The organism is Bradyrhizobium liaoningense (assembly GCF_018130825.1).
Taxonomy (GTDB): Bacteria; Pseudomonadota; Alphaproteobacteria; order Rhizobiales; family Xanthobacteraceae; genus Bradyrhizobium; species Bradyrhizobium liaoningense_B.
Window position 1 is genome coordinate 89806 of record NZ_JAFCJS010000010.1, and the last position, 17058, is coordinate 106863.

17 protein-coding genes are annotated in these 17058 nt (G+C 64.6%); 6 read left to right on the forward strand and 11 right to left on the reverse strand.

Features of this window, described 5'->3' with window-relative positions:
- Positions 1–3: 3 nt before the first annotated feature.
- The 6 genes from typA to JQ603_RS33010 all read right to left on the reverse strand — a co-directional run bounded on the left by typA (position 4) and on the right by JQ603_RS33010 (position 5589).
- Complete coding sequence (gene typA / locus JQ603_RS32985; RefSeq protein WP_212346264.1) at positions 4–1830, reverse strand: translational GTPase TypA; 1827 nt, start codon at positions 1828–1830, stop codon at positions 4–6.
- A gap of 240 nt (positions 1831–2070) precedes the next feature.
- A complete protein-coding gene (locus tag JQ603_RS32990; protein ID WP_212346267.1) occupies positions 2071–2352 on the reverse strand; it encodes a hypothetical protein in 282 nt (93 codons plus the stop codon).
- 12 nt (positions 2353–2364) lie between these two features.
- Positions 2365–2622, reverse strand: coding sequence for a hypothetical protein (locus tag JQ603_RS32995; protein ID WP_245004016.1), 258 nt, complete (start codon positions 2620–2622; stop codon positions 2365–2367).
- A complete protein-coding gene (locus JQ603_RS33000; protein ID WP_212346270.1) occupies positions 2619–4064 on the reverse strand; it encodes a radical SAM protein in 1446 nt (481 codons plus the stop codon). Before JQ603_RS33000 ends, JQ603_RS32995 begins: the two co-directional genes overlap by 4 nt.
- A complete protein-coding gene (locus JQ603_RS33005; RefSeq protein ID WP_212346273.1) occupies positions 4045–4761 on the reverse strand; it encodes a prolipoprotein diacylglyceryl transferase family protein in 717 nt (238 codons plus the stop codon). Before JQ603_RS33005 ends, JQ603_RS33000 begins: the two co-directional genes overlap by 20 nt.
- A 63-nt stretch (positions 4762–4824) precedes the next feature.
- Complete coding sequence (locus tag JQ603_RS33010; RefSeq protein WP_212346276.1) at positions 4825–5589, reverse strand: Crp/Fnr family transcriptional regulator; 765 nt, start codon at positions 5587–5589, stop codon at positions 4825–4827.
- Between the two features lie 181 nt (positions 5590–5770).
- Here JQ603_RS33010 and JQ603_RS33015 point away from each other — a divergent pair, with 181 nt between their 5' ends.
- On the forward strand, positions 5771–6154 hold the full coding sequence (locus JQ603_RS33015; protein ID WP_212346279.1) for a response regulator: 384 nt from the start codon (positions 5771–5773) through the stop codon (positions 6152–6154).
- Positions 6155–6157: 3 nt separating this feature from the next.
- Here JQ603_RS33015 and JQ603_RS33020 read toward each other — a convergent pair whose 3' ends face one another.
- Entirely contained in the window at positions 6158–7699 is a 1542-nt protein-coding gene (locus JQ603_RS33020) for an alkaline phosphatase D family protein (protein ID WP_212346281.1), read from the reverse strand.
- A gap of 101 nt (positions 7700–7800) precedes the next feature.
- The gene (locus JQ603_RS33025) at positions 7801–9246 is read right to left on the reverse strand and encodes a TAXI family TRAP transporter solute-binding subunit (RefSeq protein WP_212346284.1); all 1446 of its coding nucleotides are present in this window, start codon (positions 9244–9246) and stop codon (positions 7801–7803) included.
- Positions 9247–9399: 153 nt separating this feature from the next.
- On the opposite strand from JQ603_RS33025, the gene JQ603_RS33030 reads away from it, so the two are divergent.
- Together JQ603_RS33030 and JQ603_RS33035 are read left to right on the forward strand one after the other, a co-directional pair.
- Entirely contained in the window at positions 9400–9699 is a 300-nt protein-coding gene (locus tag JQ603_RS33030; protein ID WP_212346287.1) for a 4a-hydroxytetrahydrobiopterin dehydratase, read from the forward strand.
- A gap of 103 nt (positions 9700–9802) precedes the next feature.
- Positions 9803–10183 carry a YkvA family protein gene (locus JQ603_RS33035; RefSeq protein ID WP_212346290.1) on the forward strand — a complete coding sequence of 127 codons (381 nt, stop codon included), beginning with the start codon at positions 9803–9805 and terminating at the stop codon, positions 10181–10183.
- Positions 10184–10370: 187 nt separating this feature from the next.
- Here JQ603_RS33035 and JQ603_RS33040 read toward each other — a convergent pair whose 3' ends face one another.
- The 3 genes from JQ603_RS33040 to JQ603_RS33050 form a co-directional block, all read right to left on the reverse strand.
- Positions 10371–11531 carry a TAXI family TRAP transporter solute-binding subunit gene (locus tag JQ603_RS33040; RefSeq protein WP_212346292.1) on the reverse strand — a complete coding sequence of 387 codons (1161 nt, stop codon included), beginning with the start codon at positions 11529–11531 and terminating at the stop codon, positions 10371–10373.
- An 18-nt stretch (positions 11532–11549) separates the two neighbouring features.
- A complete protein-coding gene (locus JQ603_RS33045) occupies positions 11550–12596 on the reverse strand; it encodes a hypothetical protein (RefSeq protein ID WP_433996666.1) in 1047 nt (348 codons plus the stop codon).
- 257 nt (positions 12597–12853) lie between these two features.
- Positions 12854–13828 carry an NADPH:quinone oxidoreductase family protein gene (locus JQ603_RS33050; RefSeq protein WP_212346294.1) on the reverse strand — a complete coding sequence of 325 codons (975 nt, stop codon included), beginning with the start codon at positions 13826–13828 and terminating at the stop codon, positions 12854–12856.
- Between the two features lie 225 nt (positions 13829–14053).
- Here JQ603_RS33050 and JQ603_RS33055 point away from each other — a divergent pair, with 225 nt between their 5' ends.
- The 3 genes from JQ603_RS33055 (at position 14054) to rlmN (ending at position 17057) form a co-directional block, all read left to right on the forward strand.
- Positions 14054–14893, forward strand: a complete 840-nt coding sequence (locus tag JQ603_RS33055; protein WP_212346296.1) for an SDR family oxidoreductase — start codon at positions 14054–14056, stop codon at positions 14891–14893.
- 117 nt (positions 14894–15010) lie between these two features.
- Positions 15011–15673 carry an invasion associated locus B family protein gene (locus JQ603_RS33060; RefSeq protein WP_212346298.1) on the forward strand — a complete coding sequence of 221 codons (663 nt, stop codon included), beginning with the start codon at positions 15011–15013 and terminating at the stop codon, positions 15671–15673.
- Between the two features lie 181 nt (positions 15674–15854).
- On the forward strand, positions 15855–17057 hold the full coding sequence (rlmN, locus tag JQ603_RS33065) for a 23S rRNA (adenine(2503)-C(2))-methyltransferase RlmN (RefSeq protein ID WP_212346300.1): 1203 nt from the start codon (positions 15855–15857) through the stop codon (positions 17055–17057).
- Position 17058: the final 1 nt, after the last annotated feature.

Sequence of the window (17058 nt, forward strand, 5' to 3'; positions counted from 1 at the left end):
GCCTTACGCCACCGCTTCCTTGGCCTTTTCCGCGCGCTTGCGCTCGTTCGGGTCGAGGTGCTTCTTGCGCAGGCGGATCGACTTCGGGGTGATCTCGACGAGCTCATCGTCCTCGATATAGGCCAGCGCCTTTTCGAGGGTCATGCGGATCGGCGGGGTCAGGCGCACCGCTTCGTCCTTCGAGGTCGTGCGGATGTTGGTGAGCTGCTTGCCCTTGAGCACGTTGATCTCGAGATCGTTGTCGCGGGTGTGCTCGCCGACGATCATGCCCTTGTAGACCTTCCAGCCTGGCTCGATCATCATCGGGCCGCGGTCTTCCAGCTTGAACATGGCATAGGCCACCGCCTCGCCCTGGTCGTTGGAGATCAGCACGCCGTTGCGGCGACCCTGGATCGGGCCCTTATACGGCAGGTAGTCGTGGAACAGGCGGTTCATGATCGCCGTGCCCTTGGTGTCGGTCATCAGCTCGCCCTGATAGCCGATCAGGCCGCGGGTCGGCGCGTAGAACACCAGGCGCAGGCGGTTGCCGCCGGAGGGCCGCATCTCGATCAGCTCGGACTTGCGTTCGCTCATCTTCTGCACGACGACGCCGGAATGCTCCTCGTCGACGTCGACCACGACTTCCTCGATCGGCTCCATGGCGCCGCCGGTGGCTTCGTCCTTCTGGAACACGACGCGCGGACGCGACACCGAGAGCTCAAAGCCCTCGCGGCGCATGGTCTCGATCAGGATCGCCAGCTGCAATTCGCCGCGGCCGGACACTTCCATCGCGTCCTTGTCCTGGGATTCGACGACGCGCAGCGCGACATTGCCCTCGGCCTCGCGCAGCAGGCGGTCGCGGATCAGGCGGCTGGTGACCTTATCGCCTTCGGTGCCGGCGAGCGGCGAGTTGTTGACGATGAAGGTCATCGAAACGGTCGGCGGATCGATCGGCTGCGCCTGCAGCGGGCTCTCGACGGCGGGATCGCAGAACGTGTCGGCCACGGTGCCCTTGGTCAGGCCCGCGATGGCGACGATGTCGCCGGCTTCGGCGAACTCGACCGGCTGGCGCTCGAGGCCGCGAAAGGCCAGGATCTTGGTGATGCGGCCGTTCTCGATCAGCTTGCCTTCACGCGACAGCACCTTCACGGCCTGGTTCGGCTTCACCGAACCCGACGCGATGCGGCCGGTGATGATGCGACCGAGATAGGGGTTGGCCTCGATGATGGTACCGAGCAGGCGGAACGGGCCTTCCTCGACCACCGGCGGCGCGACGTGCTTGATCACCAGCTCGAACAGCGGCTTCATGCCGACATCGTGGGATGCGTCGGGCGAGTTCGCCATCCAGCCGTTCTTGCCCGAGCCGTAGAGGATCGGGAAGTCGAGCTGCTCGTCGGTGGCGTCGAGCGCCGCGAACAGGTCGAACACCTCGTTGACGACCTCGGAGATGCGCGCGTCGGGACGGTCGACCTTGTTGATGGCGACGATCGGCTTGAGGCCGAGCTTGAGCGCCTTGCCGACCACGAATTTGGTCTGCGGCATTGGGCCTTCGGCGGCGTCGACCAGCACGATCACACCGTCGACCATCGAGAGGATGCGCTCGACCTCGCCGCCGAAATCGGCGTGGCCGGGGGTGTCGACGATGTTGATCTGGGTGTCTTCCCAAGTCACCGAGGTGCACTTGGCGAGAATGGTGATGCCGCGCTCGCGCTCCAGATCGTTGGAGTCCATGGCCCGCTCGGCGACTTTCTGGTTGTCGCGATAGGTGCCGGACTGCTGCAGCAGCTTGTCGACCAATGTGGTCTTGCCGTGGTCGACGTGGGCGATGATGGCGATGTTGCGAAGGTTCATGGGTGAGCTTCTTTGCGGTCGGACAATGGGTTAAGCGCGATCTCGCCGGTCAGACCGGGACCTCTTCACGGACAACGCTGGAAACGTGGAAAACGGGGCCTGTTTCGCCCAAAAAGGAAACCCGGCCATATCAGACCGGGCAGCCTACGCGTTTGCGGCGCAATATATGCAAAAACCGCCAAAAAACAATGCGTTCTTTGCCAGTTGGTTGACTGAATTTTGTCCGGGAATTCCCGGGGCTTAGGGCTGGGTTCCGGGATGGGTGGGGGCCTTCCGCCCCTTGATCGCCGCCCAGATCAGGACGACGCCCCCGATGCCGACGGTCAGCCCCAGGAAGACCAGCGGTGCGATGTCGGAATCGATCTTGCCGCCGTCGATCACCGAGGCCCCGCCGAACAGCAGCGCACAGAGGCCCGGCAGCAGCAGGACGATCCCCGCGACCACCATGAGCGCAGTCAGGCAACCGTTGCGCGGTGGTGGGGTGACCGGAGGAGGCGGGGGTGGCGTCTCGACGTTGCTCATGAGGATGCGACGCTACTGTCGGGGTTTAGGTGGGGTCGCCACGCGGATGAAGAGGAAGATCGCAATTCCGATCAGGACCAATCCAATCGGGACAAATGCGTCGGCTTGGCCGGCGAATGCCAGGAAGCACAGGCCGGGGAAAAGCAGCGCCACGCCGGCGATCACCATGAAAGCGGTCAGGCAACCGCTGCGTCGTGGCGGAGCCATCGCAGACGCGTCCTCCTGAGGCGGCGGCTCCGGCGTCGGCGGAGGCGCGCCGGTGTCGCTCATCTCGGCACCTCCTCGCCTTGGCGTGCCTCGCGATAGGTCTGACCAGCCAGATCAGCGCGGATGCCGTCGATCTTTCCGTTCCGGTAGAACAGATTGTAGGTGTCGAACGGAATGATCGCGCCCTGCTCGGTCACGAAATGGATGCAGCTTCGCTTGACGTTGCCGACGCAGAAATTGAAGCGGTCGAGGAATTGCACGATGGTGACGCGGAAGACGTTCTCGTAGGAGAGCCCTTCCGGCACCTGGAAGCTCGGCAGGCAGCACAGCAATTCGCAGACCCGCTCGCTTGTGTTCAATGGCCCTGACGACAGCGAGAACAGATCGACGAATTTTTCCCGCAGCATCGGATATTTTTCCGGGCTAATGGTGTTGGGCATCACCGCAACCAGCTGCTCCTGCGGGATCAGCGAGGTCAGCGGCAGCACCTTCTCGCCGTTGCGCAGGCCATAGCCGATCGAGATGCTTTCGGGGTTGCAGGGCAGCGGGACCATGTCCTTGTCGCCGAACACGCCGGTCTCGACGACGTGCTTGCGAATCTCCGACAGCATGATGCGGTCGGTATTCTTGTCGAAGTTCTCGTTGCGGCCGGCGTCCTGCACCGGCTGCAAGGTGACGCCGCGAACGCACTTCCAGGTCAATGCATGGCGCACGATGTCGCCGATCTCGGCATCGTTGACGCCGCGCTTGATGGTCGCGACCAGCGTGGTCGAGATGCCAAAATGCTCGAGATTTTCCAATGCCTGCTGGCGAATCTTTCGAAGGTCCGCGCCGCGCAGATTGATCAGCGCATCGCGCTGAAGCGAATCGAACTGGAGATAGACCTCCAGCCCCCGCCTGTTCTCGGCGAGCCGCGCCACGAAATCCTTTTCGCGGGCGATGCGCAGGCCGTTGGTGTTGATCATGACGTGGCGGATCGGGCGGGCGCGCACGGCGTCCAGGATCTCGAAGAAATCCGGATGCAGCGTCGGCTCGCCGCCGGAAATCTGCACGAGATCGGGCTCGCCTTCGCTCGCGACCAGCGCGTCGAGCATCCTCTCCACCGTCGCGAGCGGCGTGAGTTTCGTTCGTGCGGGTGAAGATTCGGCGAAGCAGACCGGGCAGGTGAGATTGCAATGCTCGGTGATCTCGATCAGCGCCAGGCAGGAGTGCTGCTCGTGGTCGGCGCAGAGGCCGCAATCATAGGGACAGCCGAATTCGGTGCGATGCTGGAATTGCAGCGGCCGGTCGCCCGGCTTGATGAAATCCTTGCACAGGCGCCAATAGGCGGCATCCGTCGACACCAGCGTCGACTGAACGCCATGCTCCTTGCACCGCTTTTCGTACCAGACCTCGTTGCCCTGGATCTGGATCTTGGTCGGCACCAGCTTCAGGCAGGTCTCGCAGAGGGATTGGGTCTGGCCCCAGAAGATGTAGGGACGCGACTTACGCAACGGCGCGTTCATGCACGGATCTCGCTTTGGGCGCCGTCGCCAGCATGAATGCGGCGTAGAGCAGGATGGACAGCGACAGCAGGTGAAACAGCGTGAAAGGTCCGATCAGAGTGCCATAGGGCTTGAGGAATTCCCACAGGAAGCGTTGTGCTCCATAACAGGCGAGAACCAGGTAGAATCCATTGGTGATCGCGAACGCATTCCGGTTCAACACGGCCAGCACATAGCCAAGCGCAAACAAGCCCATCGCCGCGCTCTCGTAGAGCTGCACGGGGTGGCGGAGAACGCCGTCGCCGAAATCATGGCCGAAGGGCAGCGCCGTCGGCGTGCCATAGGTGAAATCGTCGAGGCCCGCGAAGTAGCAGCCGAGCCGGCCGATCGCGATGCCGAGGGCCAGCGGCAGCGCAAAGCGCGCGCCGGTTCGTAACCTGATCCCCGCGGACCATTTGTAGAGCTCGATCGCCACGATGCCGCCGGCCAGCGCGCCCTCGACCGAGCGCGCAATGCCGCTCTGACCCGACAGCCACAGATTGGCGGACCCGAACAGATAGGCGCCAACGCCGGCGCCGAACACCAGCGCGGCGATGTAGGGCAGCTCGAAGGATTGCGCCGGAAACTGCAGGCCCCGTCGCGACAGCCAGGAGAGCGCGGCCGCCGCCGCCAGCCATGCCGCAATGTCGAAGATCGTGTGAAGGAGTGCCCCGCTCATGCGGGTATACTAGCGCAGGTCGAAGCGGAGCCAATAGCACACCGCGAGGGGGGAGCAGTGTCGCTACTCCGCCTCCCGCTCCTCCGTCGGATACACTCCGCGCAGCACCTCCTCGAAATGCATCTTCACGGCGTCATTGCACAGGCAGGCGCGCAGCTTCAGGCCGTCGCGGTTGCGGACCAGGATCGATCCGCGCCGCGTATCCAGCACGCCTTCGGCCTTGAACGACTGCAGCACGCGGCTCGCATAGCTGCGCCCGACCCCGAGCAGCGTCGCGAGCTGCTCATGCGTCAGCGGCACGCTGCTCGCGTCGCCGGTTCGCTCCATCGCCGCCAATATCCATTTCGCCGTGCGCTGCTCGATGGAGTGGATGGCGTTGCAGGCGGTGGACTGAAAGATCTGCGCCAGCATGCAGTCGGCGTAGCGGACGAAAATGTTGCGCAGCGACGCCGAGCGCAGCTTGGCTGCCTCGAGCTTGGCGACATGAATGCGCGCAAACGGACCGGCGAATTTCACGCAGATGCGGGTATAGGCCGGCAGGAATCCTTCACTGACGATGCCGCCCACCGCGCCCTCGCGGCCGACCAGAATGGTCTCGACGTCGCGGCCGTCCTCATTGGGCACCAGAAAGGTCGCAAGCGCCGGTCCGCAGGGGAAGTGGACGACCTGCACGTCGTCGCCGGGATTGTAGAGCAACTGGTTCGCGGCGGTATCTTCGACGGTCACGTATGGCGCGAGCAGCGCATAGTCCGCCTGGCTCAAGCGCCGCAGCAGATTGTTGGCCGGCCGGCTCTCGACCTCGCTGGTCTTGTCGATTCGCGCATCCATCGTGAATCCCCTGTCCTCCTCCCACATTAGCGAGTTCCGTCCATTCCCTGTGTGCACAAGTGGACAGACGGGAGAACTGCGATGTGGTGGGTTTCGTTCCGGGAACCCTCCGATGCGCTGGGCGCAGGCATCGTGTCGCGGCAGTCCTGATCCGAAAAAACCTCACGCAGAAGCTGTGATCATGGCACCCGCATTCTCCAATGGCTCAGGCCGCCCCACTGACGTTCTGATCGTCGAGGACGATCCGATCATTGCGATCGATTTCGAGGATCGTCTCGTCGGATTCGGTGTGACCAGCGTGCGGACCGTCGGCTCGGTGACGCAGGCGCTTGAGGCAATCGCAAAGCGTGCTCCCGACTTTGCGCTGCTCGATGTCGAGCTGATCCGCGAGACGAGCTTTGCGATCGCCGAGCGGCTGGCTGCGCTCAAGATCCCCTTCGTCTTCGTCACCGGCTACGGTGCCGACGCGCGGATACCGCCCGAGTTGGCTGGCCAGCCGCGCTTGCAGAAGCCGTGCTCGAGCGACGCGCTGGAAGCAGCGCTTCAGGTAGGTGCCGTGGAATAGCGATCAGGCCTGCCTGGGATCGAGCGTAGTCGACCACAGTGCGACGTCGGCGCGGTCGCGCAAGGTCACCGTCATCTGGCCCGAGGCGCCGTCGATCTTGACGTGACCGAAGAACTGCATGCCCGCCGACGGCGGCAGGTTCTGATTGTCCTTGCCCGGCGCCTTGACGAAGCGCACCTCGGGTCCAAACGTGTTGTCGAGCGCGTTGGGCCCGAAAGTGCCGGCGTGCAGCGGGCCCGAGACGAATTCCCAGAACGGCTCGAACTCCTGGAATTGCGCCTTGTTCGGATCGTAATAATGCGCGGCGGCGTAGTGCACGTCCGCCGTCAGCCACACCGTGTTGCTGATCGGCGCCATCTTGATGAAACGGAGGATGTCGGCGATCTCGAACTCGCGGCCACGCACCGGGCCGTCGCCCTGCGCAATGGCTTCCGAGCCGCCCTTCGGTGTGTCCGAGACGATCAGGCTGATCGGCATGTCCGATGCGATCACCTTCCATGTCGCGCGCGAATTCAAAAGGCCGCGCTTGAGCCAGGCGATCTGATCCGGGCCGAGGAAGTAACTCGCCGGGCCGTAGGCGGTCTCGAGATTGGCGCCGTTCGGGCCCCGATAGCTGCGCTCGTCGAGCACGAACACGTCGAGATGCGGGCCGTAGGAGATCTGGCGATAGACGCGGCCGGGCTCGGTGATGCTTTCCCGCATCGGGTACATCTCGTGGAAGGCGCGCCCGGCGCGGGCCGCGAGCAGCTCGATGTCGCGGACCTTGTAGGCGGCCGGCAGCTCTTTCGACAGCGACCAGTTGTTGGTCACCTCATGGTCGTCCCACTGCACGAAGATCGGCACCTCGGCATTGAAGGCGCGGAGATTGTCGTCGGTGAGATTGTATTTGTGCGCGGCGCGGTACTCGTCCAGCGTCTCGGCGACCTTGGCCTTTTCGGGAATCGTGACGTTCTTCCAGATCTTGCCGTCGGCGAGTTTTACTTCGGATGCAATGGGCCCGTCGGCGTAGATCGTGTCGCCGGAATGCAGGAAGAAATCCGGACGGTGCTTGCGCATCGCGGAGAAGGTGAACATGCCGCTGTCGTCAGGATTGATGCCCCAGCCCTGGCCTGCGACATCGCCGCCCCAGACGAAGCTGACGTCGCGGCGGTCGGCCGGCGCGGTGCGGAAGCGGCCGGTCACCGGCTCGCCCTCGATCGCGGCATGGGAGAGATCGCGGAAGCGGACGCGGTAGAAGATGTCCTGTCCGCCCGGCAGGTTCTCGATCAGCATCTTTGCGGTGAAGTCGCTCTCGGGCAGCGCCGCGATCGGCGGCAGCGCGCGGGCGTCCTTGAAAGATTCGGTCGTCGCCACCTCGACCAGCATCTGCGCTGGACGGTCGGCACGCGCCCACACCACGCCGCCGTCGATGGTGACGTCGCCCGACTGCACACCGTGGGTGACTGCCGGCCGGTCGGCCGCGCGCGACAGATAGGGCATCGCGACGGCGCCGAGCGCGCCGGCGCCGGTGGTGAGGAAGCGGCGGCGGGAGAATTTGATGTTCATGGGACAGCCCGGATATCGCGTGCGACGGCCGCGAGGCGGCCGCCGGTCAAGTCAGACGCTATATTGAGACAATGTGACGCAGCAATAACGCGGGCAAGCTTTTACGCGTTGCCGGCGGCCCTGAACTGCGCGCCCGCGCGTTGCAGGTTTTGCGGCAGGCTCATCAGCACCGCCTTGCGGTCGGCGATGGCGGCGTGGAACTGGTCGAGCGCGATGTTGAAGGCCGTGAGCCCGCCTTCCTCGATGGCGCCGTGATCGAAGCAGCGCAGCGTGTCGCGCAGGATCTCGTCGGCCTCGGTCTGCATCTGGTCGAGCTCTTCCGTCGTCTCGCTCTTGCGGGCCGCGGCGATCATGTCGAGCAGGCGTTCGCGCAGATGGCTGTTGTTGTCGCGCTCGTCTTTCTTGAGGTAGCCCGCAAACCACGCACCGATCGAGCCCATGGCGGAGAGCGCCATCAGGCTCCACCAGATGTAGTCGCTGTATTTGTCGAGGAAGCTCTTCTCCTCGCCGTCGACGAAGGCGGCGGCGCCCGGATGCACGGGGATCACCGCGTCCTTGTCGGTGTCGGGCGTCTCGATCTTGGCCGCCAGCGGGAATTCCGTCACCAGCTGCTGCCGCACGGCGAACAGCTGGCGCGTGAACGCTGCGATGGTGGTTTCGGACACGGCTTTGCGCGCCACGATGTGGTGCGAGAAGCTGATGGTCTTGACCTCGTCGTCGGGACGATCGGGCGAGCCGCCATAGGTGCCGGCGGGAATCTCGGAGGCTTCATAGACCGGATGATTCTGCGCGATCGCGTCGGCGGAATCGATCGCGAGGAAGGTCGGTGTGCCGAAATCCTTGGTGGAGGCGGCGATGGCGTCCGCTGTGATCTTGCTGTTGACGGGGCCGGCGGCGAGATAGGCATCGGCCTTCTGGGACTTGATCGCCTCGGCGGCTTCGTTGGCCGGGAACTGGATGATCTCGACCTTGGCGGGATCGACGCCGTATTGCTGCAGGATCACCTTGAGCAGATTGACGTTGGCCTGGGTGCGGCCGACCACGCCGACGCGATGGCCGGCGAGCTGCGCGATCTTGGTGATCTTGGCGCCCTTCTTCTTGCCCTTGCCCTGGACCGACCACAGCACCACGACGTTCTTGCGCAGGGTCGCGACCGCCTGCGCGTTCTTCGGCACGTCGACGTCGCCGCGCACGATGGCAAGATCGACCTTGCCTTCCGCGAGCGCCTCGGCGCTGGCAGTGGCGCCGTCGGTCTGGATCGGGCGCAGCCGCACGTAACTTTTGTTCTGCGAGAAAGCCTGCGTCAGCGCCTGCACGACTTTGACGTCGTCGCTGTTGGCGGGGCCAACCGCGACCTTCAGCGTCACCGGACGCATCGCAAAATAATAGCCGCCGACGAGCGCGCCGATGATCGCAAGCACCAGCGCGAGCGACACGAGCGCCGTCTTCCGCGCCGCTGATCGCGGCGAAGGCGGAGTGGGCGCTTCGGCCAGGTCCAGACCCCCGGTCATCGATCTCCCAAACAGGCGTTTCAGGCTCAGCTTCATCTCGGCCGGCGATTTAGGCCCGCAATTGTAGCAAATTTCTTGCCCGGCGGGGTTACAACTCCGTCATGGTTAGCGGAAGGAGGAAATCCCCCCGTGAACCCCGACCGTAAGCACGGTGTTAGGGTAAAGTTCCCCTGAAGCATGGAGACGATCATGGCAGAACGGCTGGCGGCGGAAGCACGCAAGCAGGCACTGGGCGGTATCCCCGGCTGGAGCGAGGTCGGGGGTCGCGACGCGATCGCGAAAACCTTTGTCTTCAAGGATTTCAACGAGGCCTTCGGCTTCATGACCCGCGCGGCGCTGGTCGCCGAGAAAATGGACCATCACCCCGAATGGCGCAACGTCTACAAGACCGTGGAGGTGGTGCTGTCGACTCATGATGCCGGCGGCGTCACGGCGCGCGACATCGAGCTCGCCAAGGCGATGAACGCCATCGCCAAGCCGACGGCTTAGCTGACACCGGGCTGACATCTTGCAGCGCCCGGCCGCATCCCCATCTTGTGATCAGCAGGGCATGCGGCGATCCGCCGCCCCTCGCTGAACGGGGAGTTGGAGCATGGCTGCCGAGCACAGCGTCGGCTTCGAGCCGGCCGATCGGCTCGCGGAAGATCGTGAGAGCGTTCGCCGCCGCTTCTGGCGCAAGCTGAAGCGCGTCGCCGCGCAACTACCGTTCGCCGAGGATCTCCTTGCGGCCTATTACTGCGCGTTCGACGGGCGGACGCCGCGCCATGTCCAGGCGTCGCTGCTGGGCGCGATCGCCTATTTCATCCTGCCATTCGACTTCGTCGCCGACGTGATGCCGGTCCTCGGCTTCGCCGATGACGCCGCCGTGCTCGCCACCGCCATCCGCATGGTCGCCAGCCACATCACGACCGAGCACCGCGAAGCCGCCCGCGCCGCGCTGAAGCGCGGCGTGGAGGAGGACGTGGCGCGGTAGCCGTTGTTGACGGCACGTCGTGGCCACGCCCACTGCTGTCATTCCCCGCGAAAGCGGGGAATCCAGTACGCCGCGGCTCCTCGATTCAATCACTGGCGTCACGGAGTACTGGATCGCCCGGTCAAGCCGGGCGATGACAGTGAGTGTGTAGACAGCGCTTGCGATACCGTCGCCGCAACGCCGCTCGTTACTTCTTTCCTGCCTCCGCCCGCGCCTTCTCCGCGTCCCATGCCTGGAATTGCTTGAACAGCTTCTCCCTGTCCGCATCGGAGACGTTCGCGGCCGTAGGGCTCTGCTTCAGGAACGCCTCGAAGCGCTGGCGCGTCACCGGTTCGATGCCGTGCTTGTCGAGCCATTGCTGCGCCACCGGCAATCTGTTCCAGCCGGATAGCGGCGCGGCGAGCGAGACCTCCTTCCACTTGGGATGGAAGGGCGGGTTCTGCAGCGCCGGGAATTTCGTGAAGAACGCGTCGACGAACAGCGCGAGCTTGCGATAGCGCTCGGTGTTGGGCGCCCAATTATAGGCCGCGAGCACCGCCGGCACCGCGATCGTGTCGACGCTCTCGCCCTCCTTGATCAGGTTCGGATAGTCCTTCGCCGTCAGCGTCGCCGGCAGATAGTCGCTCTGCAGCGGCTTGGCATAGTCCACCTTGGCGAGATGGAAGCGGCCGTCATTGCCGAAGGTCGAGACCGATTTGTACGGCTTGCCGCCGACCACGATGACGGCGTCGATCTCGCCGGACTTCAGTTTTTCCAGCGCGATGCGTTGCTCGACATAGACGAAGTTCGCCTTGATCCCGAGCCGCTCGAAAACCGTCAGCGCGGTGACGAAGGTCCCGCCATTGGGCAGGTCGACGCTGACCTTCTTGCCCTCGAGGTCCTTCAGCGTCGCGATCGACTTCGGCGCGATGACCTGCATCTCTTCATTGTAGAGCTTGGTCACGTAAGTGAACTGTTTCTTGATGTCCTTGGCAAAGCCCTTGCGCTCGAGATAGTCGAGCGTGTCGGCCCGCACGACGCCGAGATCGACGCCTTGCAGGAACAGAATGTCCGCAACGCTCTGCACCGAGCCGCGGCCGACGATCGGCAGCACGCGGATCTTGTTGCCGTCGTCGAGCACCGAGGCGAGATCGGCACCGAACTGCACGTAGGTGCCGCCGATCGTGCCCGTGATCAACGTGACCGTGTTGGCGTTCAGCGACTGCTTGGTCGAGTTCGAGCCGAACTGGAAGATGGCCTTGAGGCTGTCGGAGACCTTGGCCGGATCGTATTCGCCCTGCTCGGCGTGGGCCGCGAAGGCACAGATGGTCGTGATGGCGGCAAGCGCCATTTTCAAAACGTTACGCATGATGTCCCCTGGAGTGGTCTAGTTCGAGAGCCGGGTGAGGCGCTGGCGCGCTTCCGCCGATCCGAGGCTGGCGGCGCGCTGGTACCAGTCGCGTGCGGCTGCCGCGTCGGCTATGACGCTTCGCGCATCGCTGGTGCCGAGCACTGCCGGATCGTAGGTTTGCGCCAGCAGCAGCGCGGCCGTTGCATCCTTCGCGTTGGCTGCGCGCTCGAGCAGCAGGCGTGCGGCGGCGATGTCGCCGACGCCGATCAGGCGCTTCGCGCGCGTCATCAGTCCCGCCAGTGTGTCGGCGTCGAGCGTCCTGGCAGGCTCGGGCGGCGCCGGCTGCGCCGCGACCGGCGCCGGAGCTGGTGCTTCGACTTGGCTTTGGACCTGGCTTTGGACCTGGCCTTGGGCTTGCAGCGCAGTCTGGTAGGCGGTCGCAATCGCTTCGCGGCTTGGCACTGACGGTGCAGGAAGATCCTGCTTGTCGGCGCTCGCCAGCATCGCGTTGGTCACGCGAGTCGGATCCTTGAGCGAGACCTGGCGTATGGCCGGCGGACTGGCCTGAGCTGCGCCTGTTGCGCTGCCGGCATAGTCGGCGAGGAGACTACGCAGCTCGGACTGAAACAGCACGGCCGCGATCGCCGCGGCGGATATCGCAAGCCCGGCAGCGACAAGCGGCGCGACCCTGGTTCTGGGCCGCAGCGCCGGCGGCGTATATTCCTGTGGGTCTGGTGCTCCGCGCGGATCGGACAGAAACAGCGGAATCGGATCGTCCTGTGGAAGTTCGGCGCGTCTGGCGCGCGCACGGATGTAGTCCGCGGTGGACGAATGTGATGCAGGTCGATCGGAGTCGAGCGCGTGCGACTCCTTCGACGGACGGTAGGCCGTCGTCTCCATGGTGTGATGCTCCCCATTACTGACGCAACGCAGGGGCACTCCCGGTTTCAGTCTTCTTGTTATTGTCCAGAAGTGCCCCGCAAACTGGAACCGGTAAATCGCCGTCCGATTCAGCCCAAAAAACGACGGCCGTTTGCGCGAATCTGGAGATATTTGGGTTTGATTGCGGCGGCGCGGCGACATGCACCGCAATTTTGCCCGCGATGGTTGAGGGATTTTTTTCCGGGCGGCGGTGTGCGCAACCTTGCGATGTCGCGGTTGTCCACGCTGTCCGCCACTGTCATGCCACGCCTAGTGCGCAATTGCGCACGGGGGCGGGGCATCCAGTACGCCGCGGCTTCTCGGCTAGATCACCGGCGTCTCTGGAATGCTGGGATCGCCCGGTCGAGCCGGGCGATGACAGTTGTGTGTGCTGAAACAGCGTCGCGATGACATCGCGATCACGGATGCAGGATCACCTTGCCCATCGCCTGGCGTCCCGCCAGCACCTTCAGCGCGTCGGCGGTCTGCGCCAGCGGGAAGGTGCGGTCGACATGCGATGAAATCTTTCCTTCCGCGGTCCACTTCACGAGCTTCTCGAGATTGGCGCGGTTCTTCGCCGGGTTGAGCCGCGTCCAGGCGCCCCAGAACACGCCGCGGATATCGCAGCCCTTCAACAGCGCGAGGTTCAGCGGCATCTTCGGAATGTCGCCGGCGGCAAAGCCGATCACGAGGAAGCGGCCTTCCCAGGCGATCGAGCGCAGCGCCTGCTCGGCATACGCACCACCAACCGGATCGAAGATGATGTCGACGCCCTTGCCGCCCGTGAGCTTGCGCAGGCCTTCCTTCAGATCTTCCTTGCCGTAGTTCAGCGTCAGCTCGGCGCCATGCGCTTTTGCAAACGCGAGCTTCTCGTCCGACGAGGCGCAGGCGATCACCTTCAGGCCCATCAGCTTGCCGAGCTCGCAGGCGGCAAGACCGGTGCCGCCGGCAGCGCCCAGCACTGCGAGCGTCTCACCCGGCTTCGGGCTGGCGCGATCTTCCAGCGCATGCAGCGCGGTGCCGTAGATAATGATGATGCCGGCCGCGCGGTCATAGTCGAGATTGTCGGGGATCTTGACGATCGACGCCGCCGGCAGTGCGATCTTCTCGCGCGCGCCGTTGTGGCCGCAGGACGCGACGACGCGGTCGCCGACCTTCAGGTCCGTGACGCCGGGGCCGATGCTCTCGATCACGCCGGCGACTTCCGCGGCGGGCGAGAACGGGAACGGCGGCTTGATCTGGTACTTGCCCTGGATCATCAGGATGTCGAAGAAGTTCAGCGCCGCCGCCTTGATCGCGATCACGGCTTCGCCGGGTCCCGCCACCGGATCCGGCACCTCGGCCAGAACGAGATCGTCGGGCTGGCAATATTGCGAGCAGAGGATGGCTTTCATGGCAGCACCTTGGGGCGTTTCGAGTGGAATTATAGTTGGGTCGTTTCTGCCGGATTTAGGCACGGGCGACAATCCGGATTCTTTGCCCAAAGCGATGCACAGGACCTATCCTCCCGTCATTGCGAGCGCAGCGAAGCAATCCAGACTATTTCCGCAGGACGGATTCTGGATTGCTTCGCTGCGTTCGCAATGACGCGGTGTGTGGAAACAGCGAGGATTCAAACGATGTTTGAAACGGGTCTGCTCAGGAACAAGCGCATCCTCGTCACCGGCGGCGGCTCGGGCCTTGGCGCCGCGATGGGACGTCGCTTCCTCGCGCTCGGCGCCGAGCTCGTGATCTGTGGCCGCAAGCTCGACCGGCTGGACGCAACGGCGCGCGAGATGCGCGAAGAGACCGGCGGCAAGGTCACGGCGATTGCCTGCGATATCCGCGACGGCGCGGCCGTCGACAGCATGATGGATGCGATCTGGCGCGAGGCGCCGCTCGACATCCTCGTCAACAATGCCGCCGCCACCTTCATCGCGCAGAGCGAGCATCTCTCCTTCCGCGCCGCGGACGCGATCCTGGCGCCGACGCTGCATGGCGCGATGTATTGCACGCTCGCCGCCGGCAGGCGCTGGATCGAGGGCAGTCACGGGGGTGTCGTGCTCTCGATCCTCTCGACCTCCACCATCACGGGGCGCGCCTTCACCGTGCCGTCGGCGATGGCGAAATCGGCGGTGCTGGCCATGACCAAAAGTCTCGCGGTCGAATGGGGCCCGAAGGGCATCCGCACCGTCGCGATCGCGCCGGGGCCGTTCCCGACATCAGGCGCATCGGGGCAGCTTCGCCCTGAGGGCCGCGACGAAGGCTGGACCGCCCGCAACCCGCTTGGCCGCACCGGGGATCACGGCGAGCTCGCCGACCTCGCCAGCTTCCTCGTCTCCGACCGTGCCGCCTACATCAATGGCGAGATGGTGGTGATCGACGGCGGCGCGCATTTGCGCAGTTCCGGCGCCGAGGACCTGCTCGGCTGGACCGATGCGCAATGGGCCGCCCAGCGTGCCGCGCGATCCAGGACCTGATCGTCGCCACTTCCGCTAACTGCCTTCCCAAATTGAACTTTCCCCGCTATCCCTGCTGCGGGGACAAAGCGCGGCCGGGCCATCTTCCAGTCACAATATTGAGGGAACCACTCCAGCATGTGGCGGGTGCTATCTTTCGTTTTGATGGTCGGCATGACGACGTGCGGGATCGCCGATCTCGCGCGCGCGCAGACGGCGCAACCGGCGCCCAAGGCTGCACCCAAAGAGGCTGCACCGAAAGCGGCTGCGCCGGCGGCCAATACGGCCGCAAAGACCGCTGCCAAGCCCGAGAGCAAACCGGTGGGCCCGGCCGCGGCGGTTGCCGGTGGCGCCGAGCCGACCCTGATCGGCCAGTTCGGCACCTGGGGCGCCTATTCGGCGACACCGAACGGCAAGAAGGTCTGCTTCGCGCTGGCCAAGCCGTCGTCGTCGAAGACCAACCCGCCGAATCGGCCGCGCGATCCCGCCTATGCCTTCGTCTCGACCCGGCCGGCGGAAAAGGTGAACAACGAAGTCTCGGTCATGATCGGCTACGCCCTGAAGCCGGGGTCGGAATCGACGGTCGAGGTCGGCGGCGCCGCCTTCGCGATGTATACGCAGGGCGACGGCCTCTGGATCAAGAATGCGGCCGAGGAGGAGCGGATGGTCGAGGCCATGCGCAAATCCGCCGATCTCGTGGTCAAGGGCGTCTCGGCCAAGGGCACGGAGACGACCGACACGTTCTCGCTGAAGGGCCTCGCCCAGGCGCTCGACAAGATCGCCCAGGATTGTAGGCGGTAACGCCTAGTCGTTAAGGCTGAGGGCGATAAGGTCGCAATCGGGTGTTCCGGTTGCTATATAGGAGCGGTTCCAAGTTTTTCCGTCATTCCGGGATGGTCCGAAGGACCAGACCCGGAATCTCGAGGTTCCGGGTTCAGCTCTTCGAGCTGCCCCAGAACGACCAAGCCATTAGGTCCATTCAATGCAACCGACGACCGAGCCGCACAACGCAATCTTGGTGGAGAAGACTCCACTCGAAACCTATGTGCCGCCGGCAAGACCGTCGCTGATCGGCCTGTCGCGCACCGAGCTCGCCGACCGCCTCGGCGAGATCGGCGTCGCGCCGGCGCAGCGCAAGATGCGCGTGCAGCAGCTGTGGCACTGGCTCTATTTCCGCGGCGCCCAGAGCTTCGACGACATGACCTCGATCTCGAAGGGCATCCGCGCCGACCTCGCCCAGCATTTCACCGTCGATCGCCCCGAAGTCGTGGCCGAGCAGATCTCCAACGACGGCACCCGCAAATGGCTGCTGCGGCTGCCGAGCGGCGACAATGTCGAGAAGGCGCATGAAGTCGAGTGCGTCTACATCCCCGAGACCGACCGCGGCACGCTCTGCGTCTCCTCGCAGGTCGGCTGCACGCTGAACTGCTCGTTCTGCCACACCGGCACGCAGCGGCTGGTGCGCAACCTCACCGCCGGCGAGATCGTCGGCCAGATCATGGTCGCGCGCGACCGCCTGAACGATTGGGCCGATCGCGAGGACGGCACGCGCCGCGTCACCAACATCGTGATGATGGGCATGGGCGAGCCGCTCTACAATTTCGACGCGGTGCGCGATGCGCTGCTGATCCTCGGCGACAATGAGGGCATCGGCATCTCCCGCCGCCGCATCACGCTGTCGACCTCGGGCGTGGTGCCGAACATCGTGCGCGCCGGCGAGGAGATCGGCGTCATGCTCGCGATCTCGCTGCATGCGGTGCGCGACGAGCTGCGCAACGAGCTGGTGCCGCTCAACCGCAAATATCCGATCAAGGAGCTCTTGCAGGCCTGCCGCGATTATCCCGGCGCTTCGAACGCGCGCCGCATCACCTTCGAGTATGTGATGCTCAAGGGCGTCAACGATTCGCTCGACGATGCCAAGCTGCTGGTGAAGCTGCTCAAGGGCATTCACGCCAAGATCAACCTGATCCCGTTCAATCCTTGGCCCGGCACTGCCTATGAATGCTCGGACTGGGACCAGATCGAAAAGTTCTCCGAATACATCTTCAACGCCGGCTATTCCTCCCCGGTGCGCACCCCGCGCGGCCGCGACATCCTCGCCGCCTGCGGCCAGCTCAAGTCGGAGACCGAAAAGCTCTCGGCGCGCGAACGCCAGGCGCTCCGCGCCATGGCGATGACGGATTAGC

Bases quoted from the DNA above. Each gene is read 5' to 3' on its own strand.
- typA (WP_212346264.1), bottom strand. From the start codon at position 1,830: ATGAACCTTCGCAACATCGCCATCATCGCCCACGTCGACCACGGCAAG.
- JQ603_RS32990 (WP_212346267.1), bottom strand. From the start codon at position 2,352: ATGAGCAACGTCGAGACGCCACCCCCGCCTCCTCCGGTCACCCCACCA.
- JQ603_RS32995 (WP_245004016.1), bottom strand. From the start codon at position 2,622: ATGAGCGACACCGGCGCGCCTCCGCCGACGCCGGAGCCGCCGCCTCAG.
- JQ603_RS33000 (WP_212346270.1), bottom strand. From the start codon at position 4,064: ATGAACGCGCCGTTGCGTAAGTCGCGTCCCTACATCTTCTGGGGCCAG.
- JQ603_RS33005 (WP_212346273.1), bottom strand. From the start codon at position 4,761: ATGAGCGGGGCACTCCTTCACACGATCTTCGACATTGCGGCATGGCTG.
- JQ603_RS33010 (WP_212346276.1), bottom strand. From the start codon at position 5,589: ATGGATGCGCGAATCGACAAGACCAGCGAGGTCGAGAGCCGGCCGGCC.
- JQ603_RS33015 (WP_212346279.1), top strand. From the start codon at position 5,771: ATGGCACCCGCATTCTCCAATGGCTCAGGCCGCCCCACTGACGTTCTG.
- JQ603_RS33020 (WP_212346281.1), bottom strand. From the start codon at position 7,699: ATGAACATCAAATTCTCCCGCCGCCGCTTCCTCACCACCGGCGCCGGC.
- JQ603_RS33025 (WP_212346284.1), bottom strand. From the start codon at position 9,246: ATGAAGCTGAGCCTGAAACGCCTGTTTGGGAGATCGATGACCGGGGGT.
- JQ603_RS33030 (WP_212346287.1), top strand. From the start codon at position 9,400: ATGGCAGAACGGCTGGCGGCGGAAGCACGCAAGCAGGCACTGGGCGGT.
- JQ603_RS33035 (WP_212346290.1), top strand. From the start codon at position 9,803: ATGGCTGCCGAGCACAGCGTCGGCTTCGAGCCGGCCGATCGGCTCGCG.
- JQ603_RS33040 (WP_212346292.1), bottom strand. From the start codon at position 11,531: ATGCGTAACGTTTTGAAAATGGCGCTTGCCGCCATCACGACCATCTGT.
- JQ603_RS33045 (WP_433996666.1), bottom strand. From the start codon at position 12,596: ATGTCGCCGCGCCGCCGCAATCAAACCCAAATATCTCCAGATTCGCGC.
- JQ603_RS33050 (WP_212346294.1), bottom strand. From the start codon at position 13,828: ATGAAAGCCATCCTCTGCTCGCAATATTGCCAGCCCGACGATCTCGTT.
- JQ603_RS33055 (WP_212346296.1), top strand. From the start codon at position 14,054: ATGTTTGAAACGGGTCTGCTCAGGAACAAGCGCATCCTCGTCACCGGC.
- JQ603_RS33060 (WP_212346298.1), top strand. From the start codon at position 15,011: ATGTGGCGGGTGCTATCTTTCGTTTTGATGGTCGGCATGACGACGTGC.
- rlmN (WP_212346300.1), top strand. From the start codon at position 15,855: ATGCAACCGACGACCGAGCCGCACAACGCAATCTTGGTGGAGAAGACT.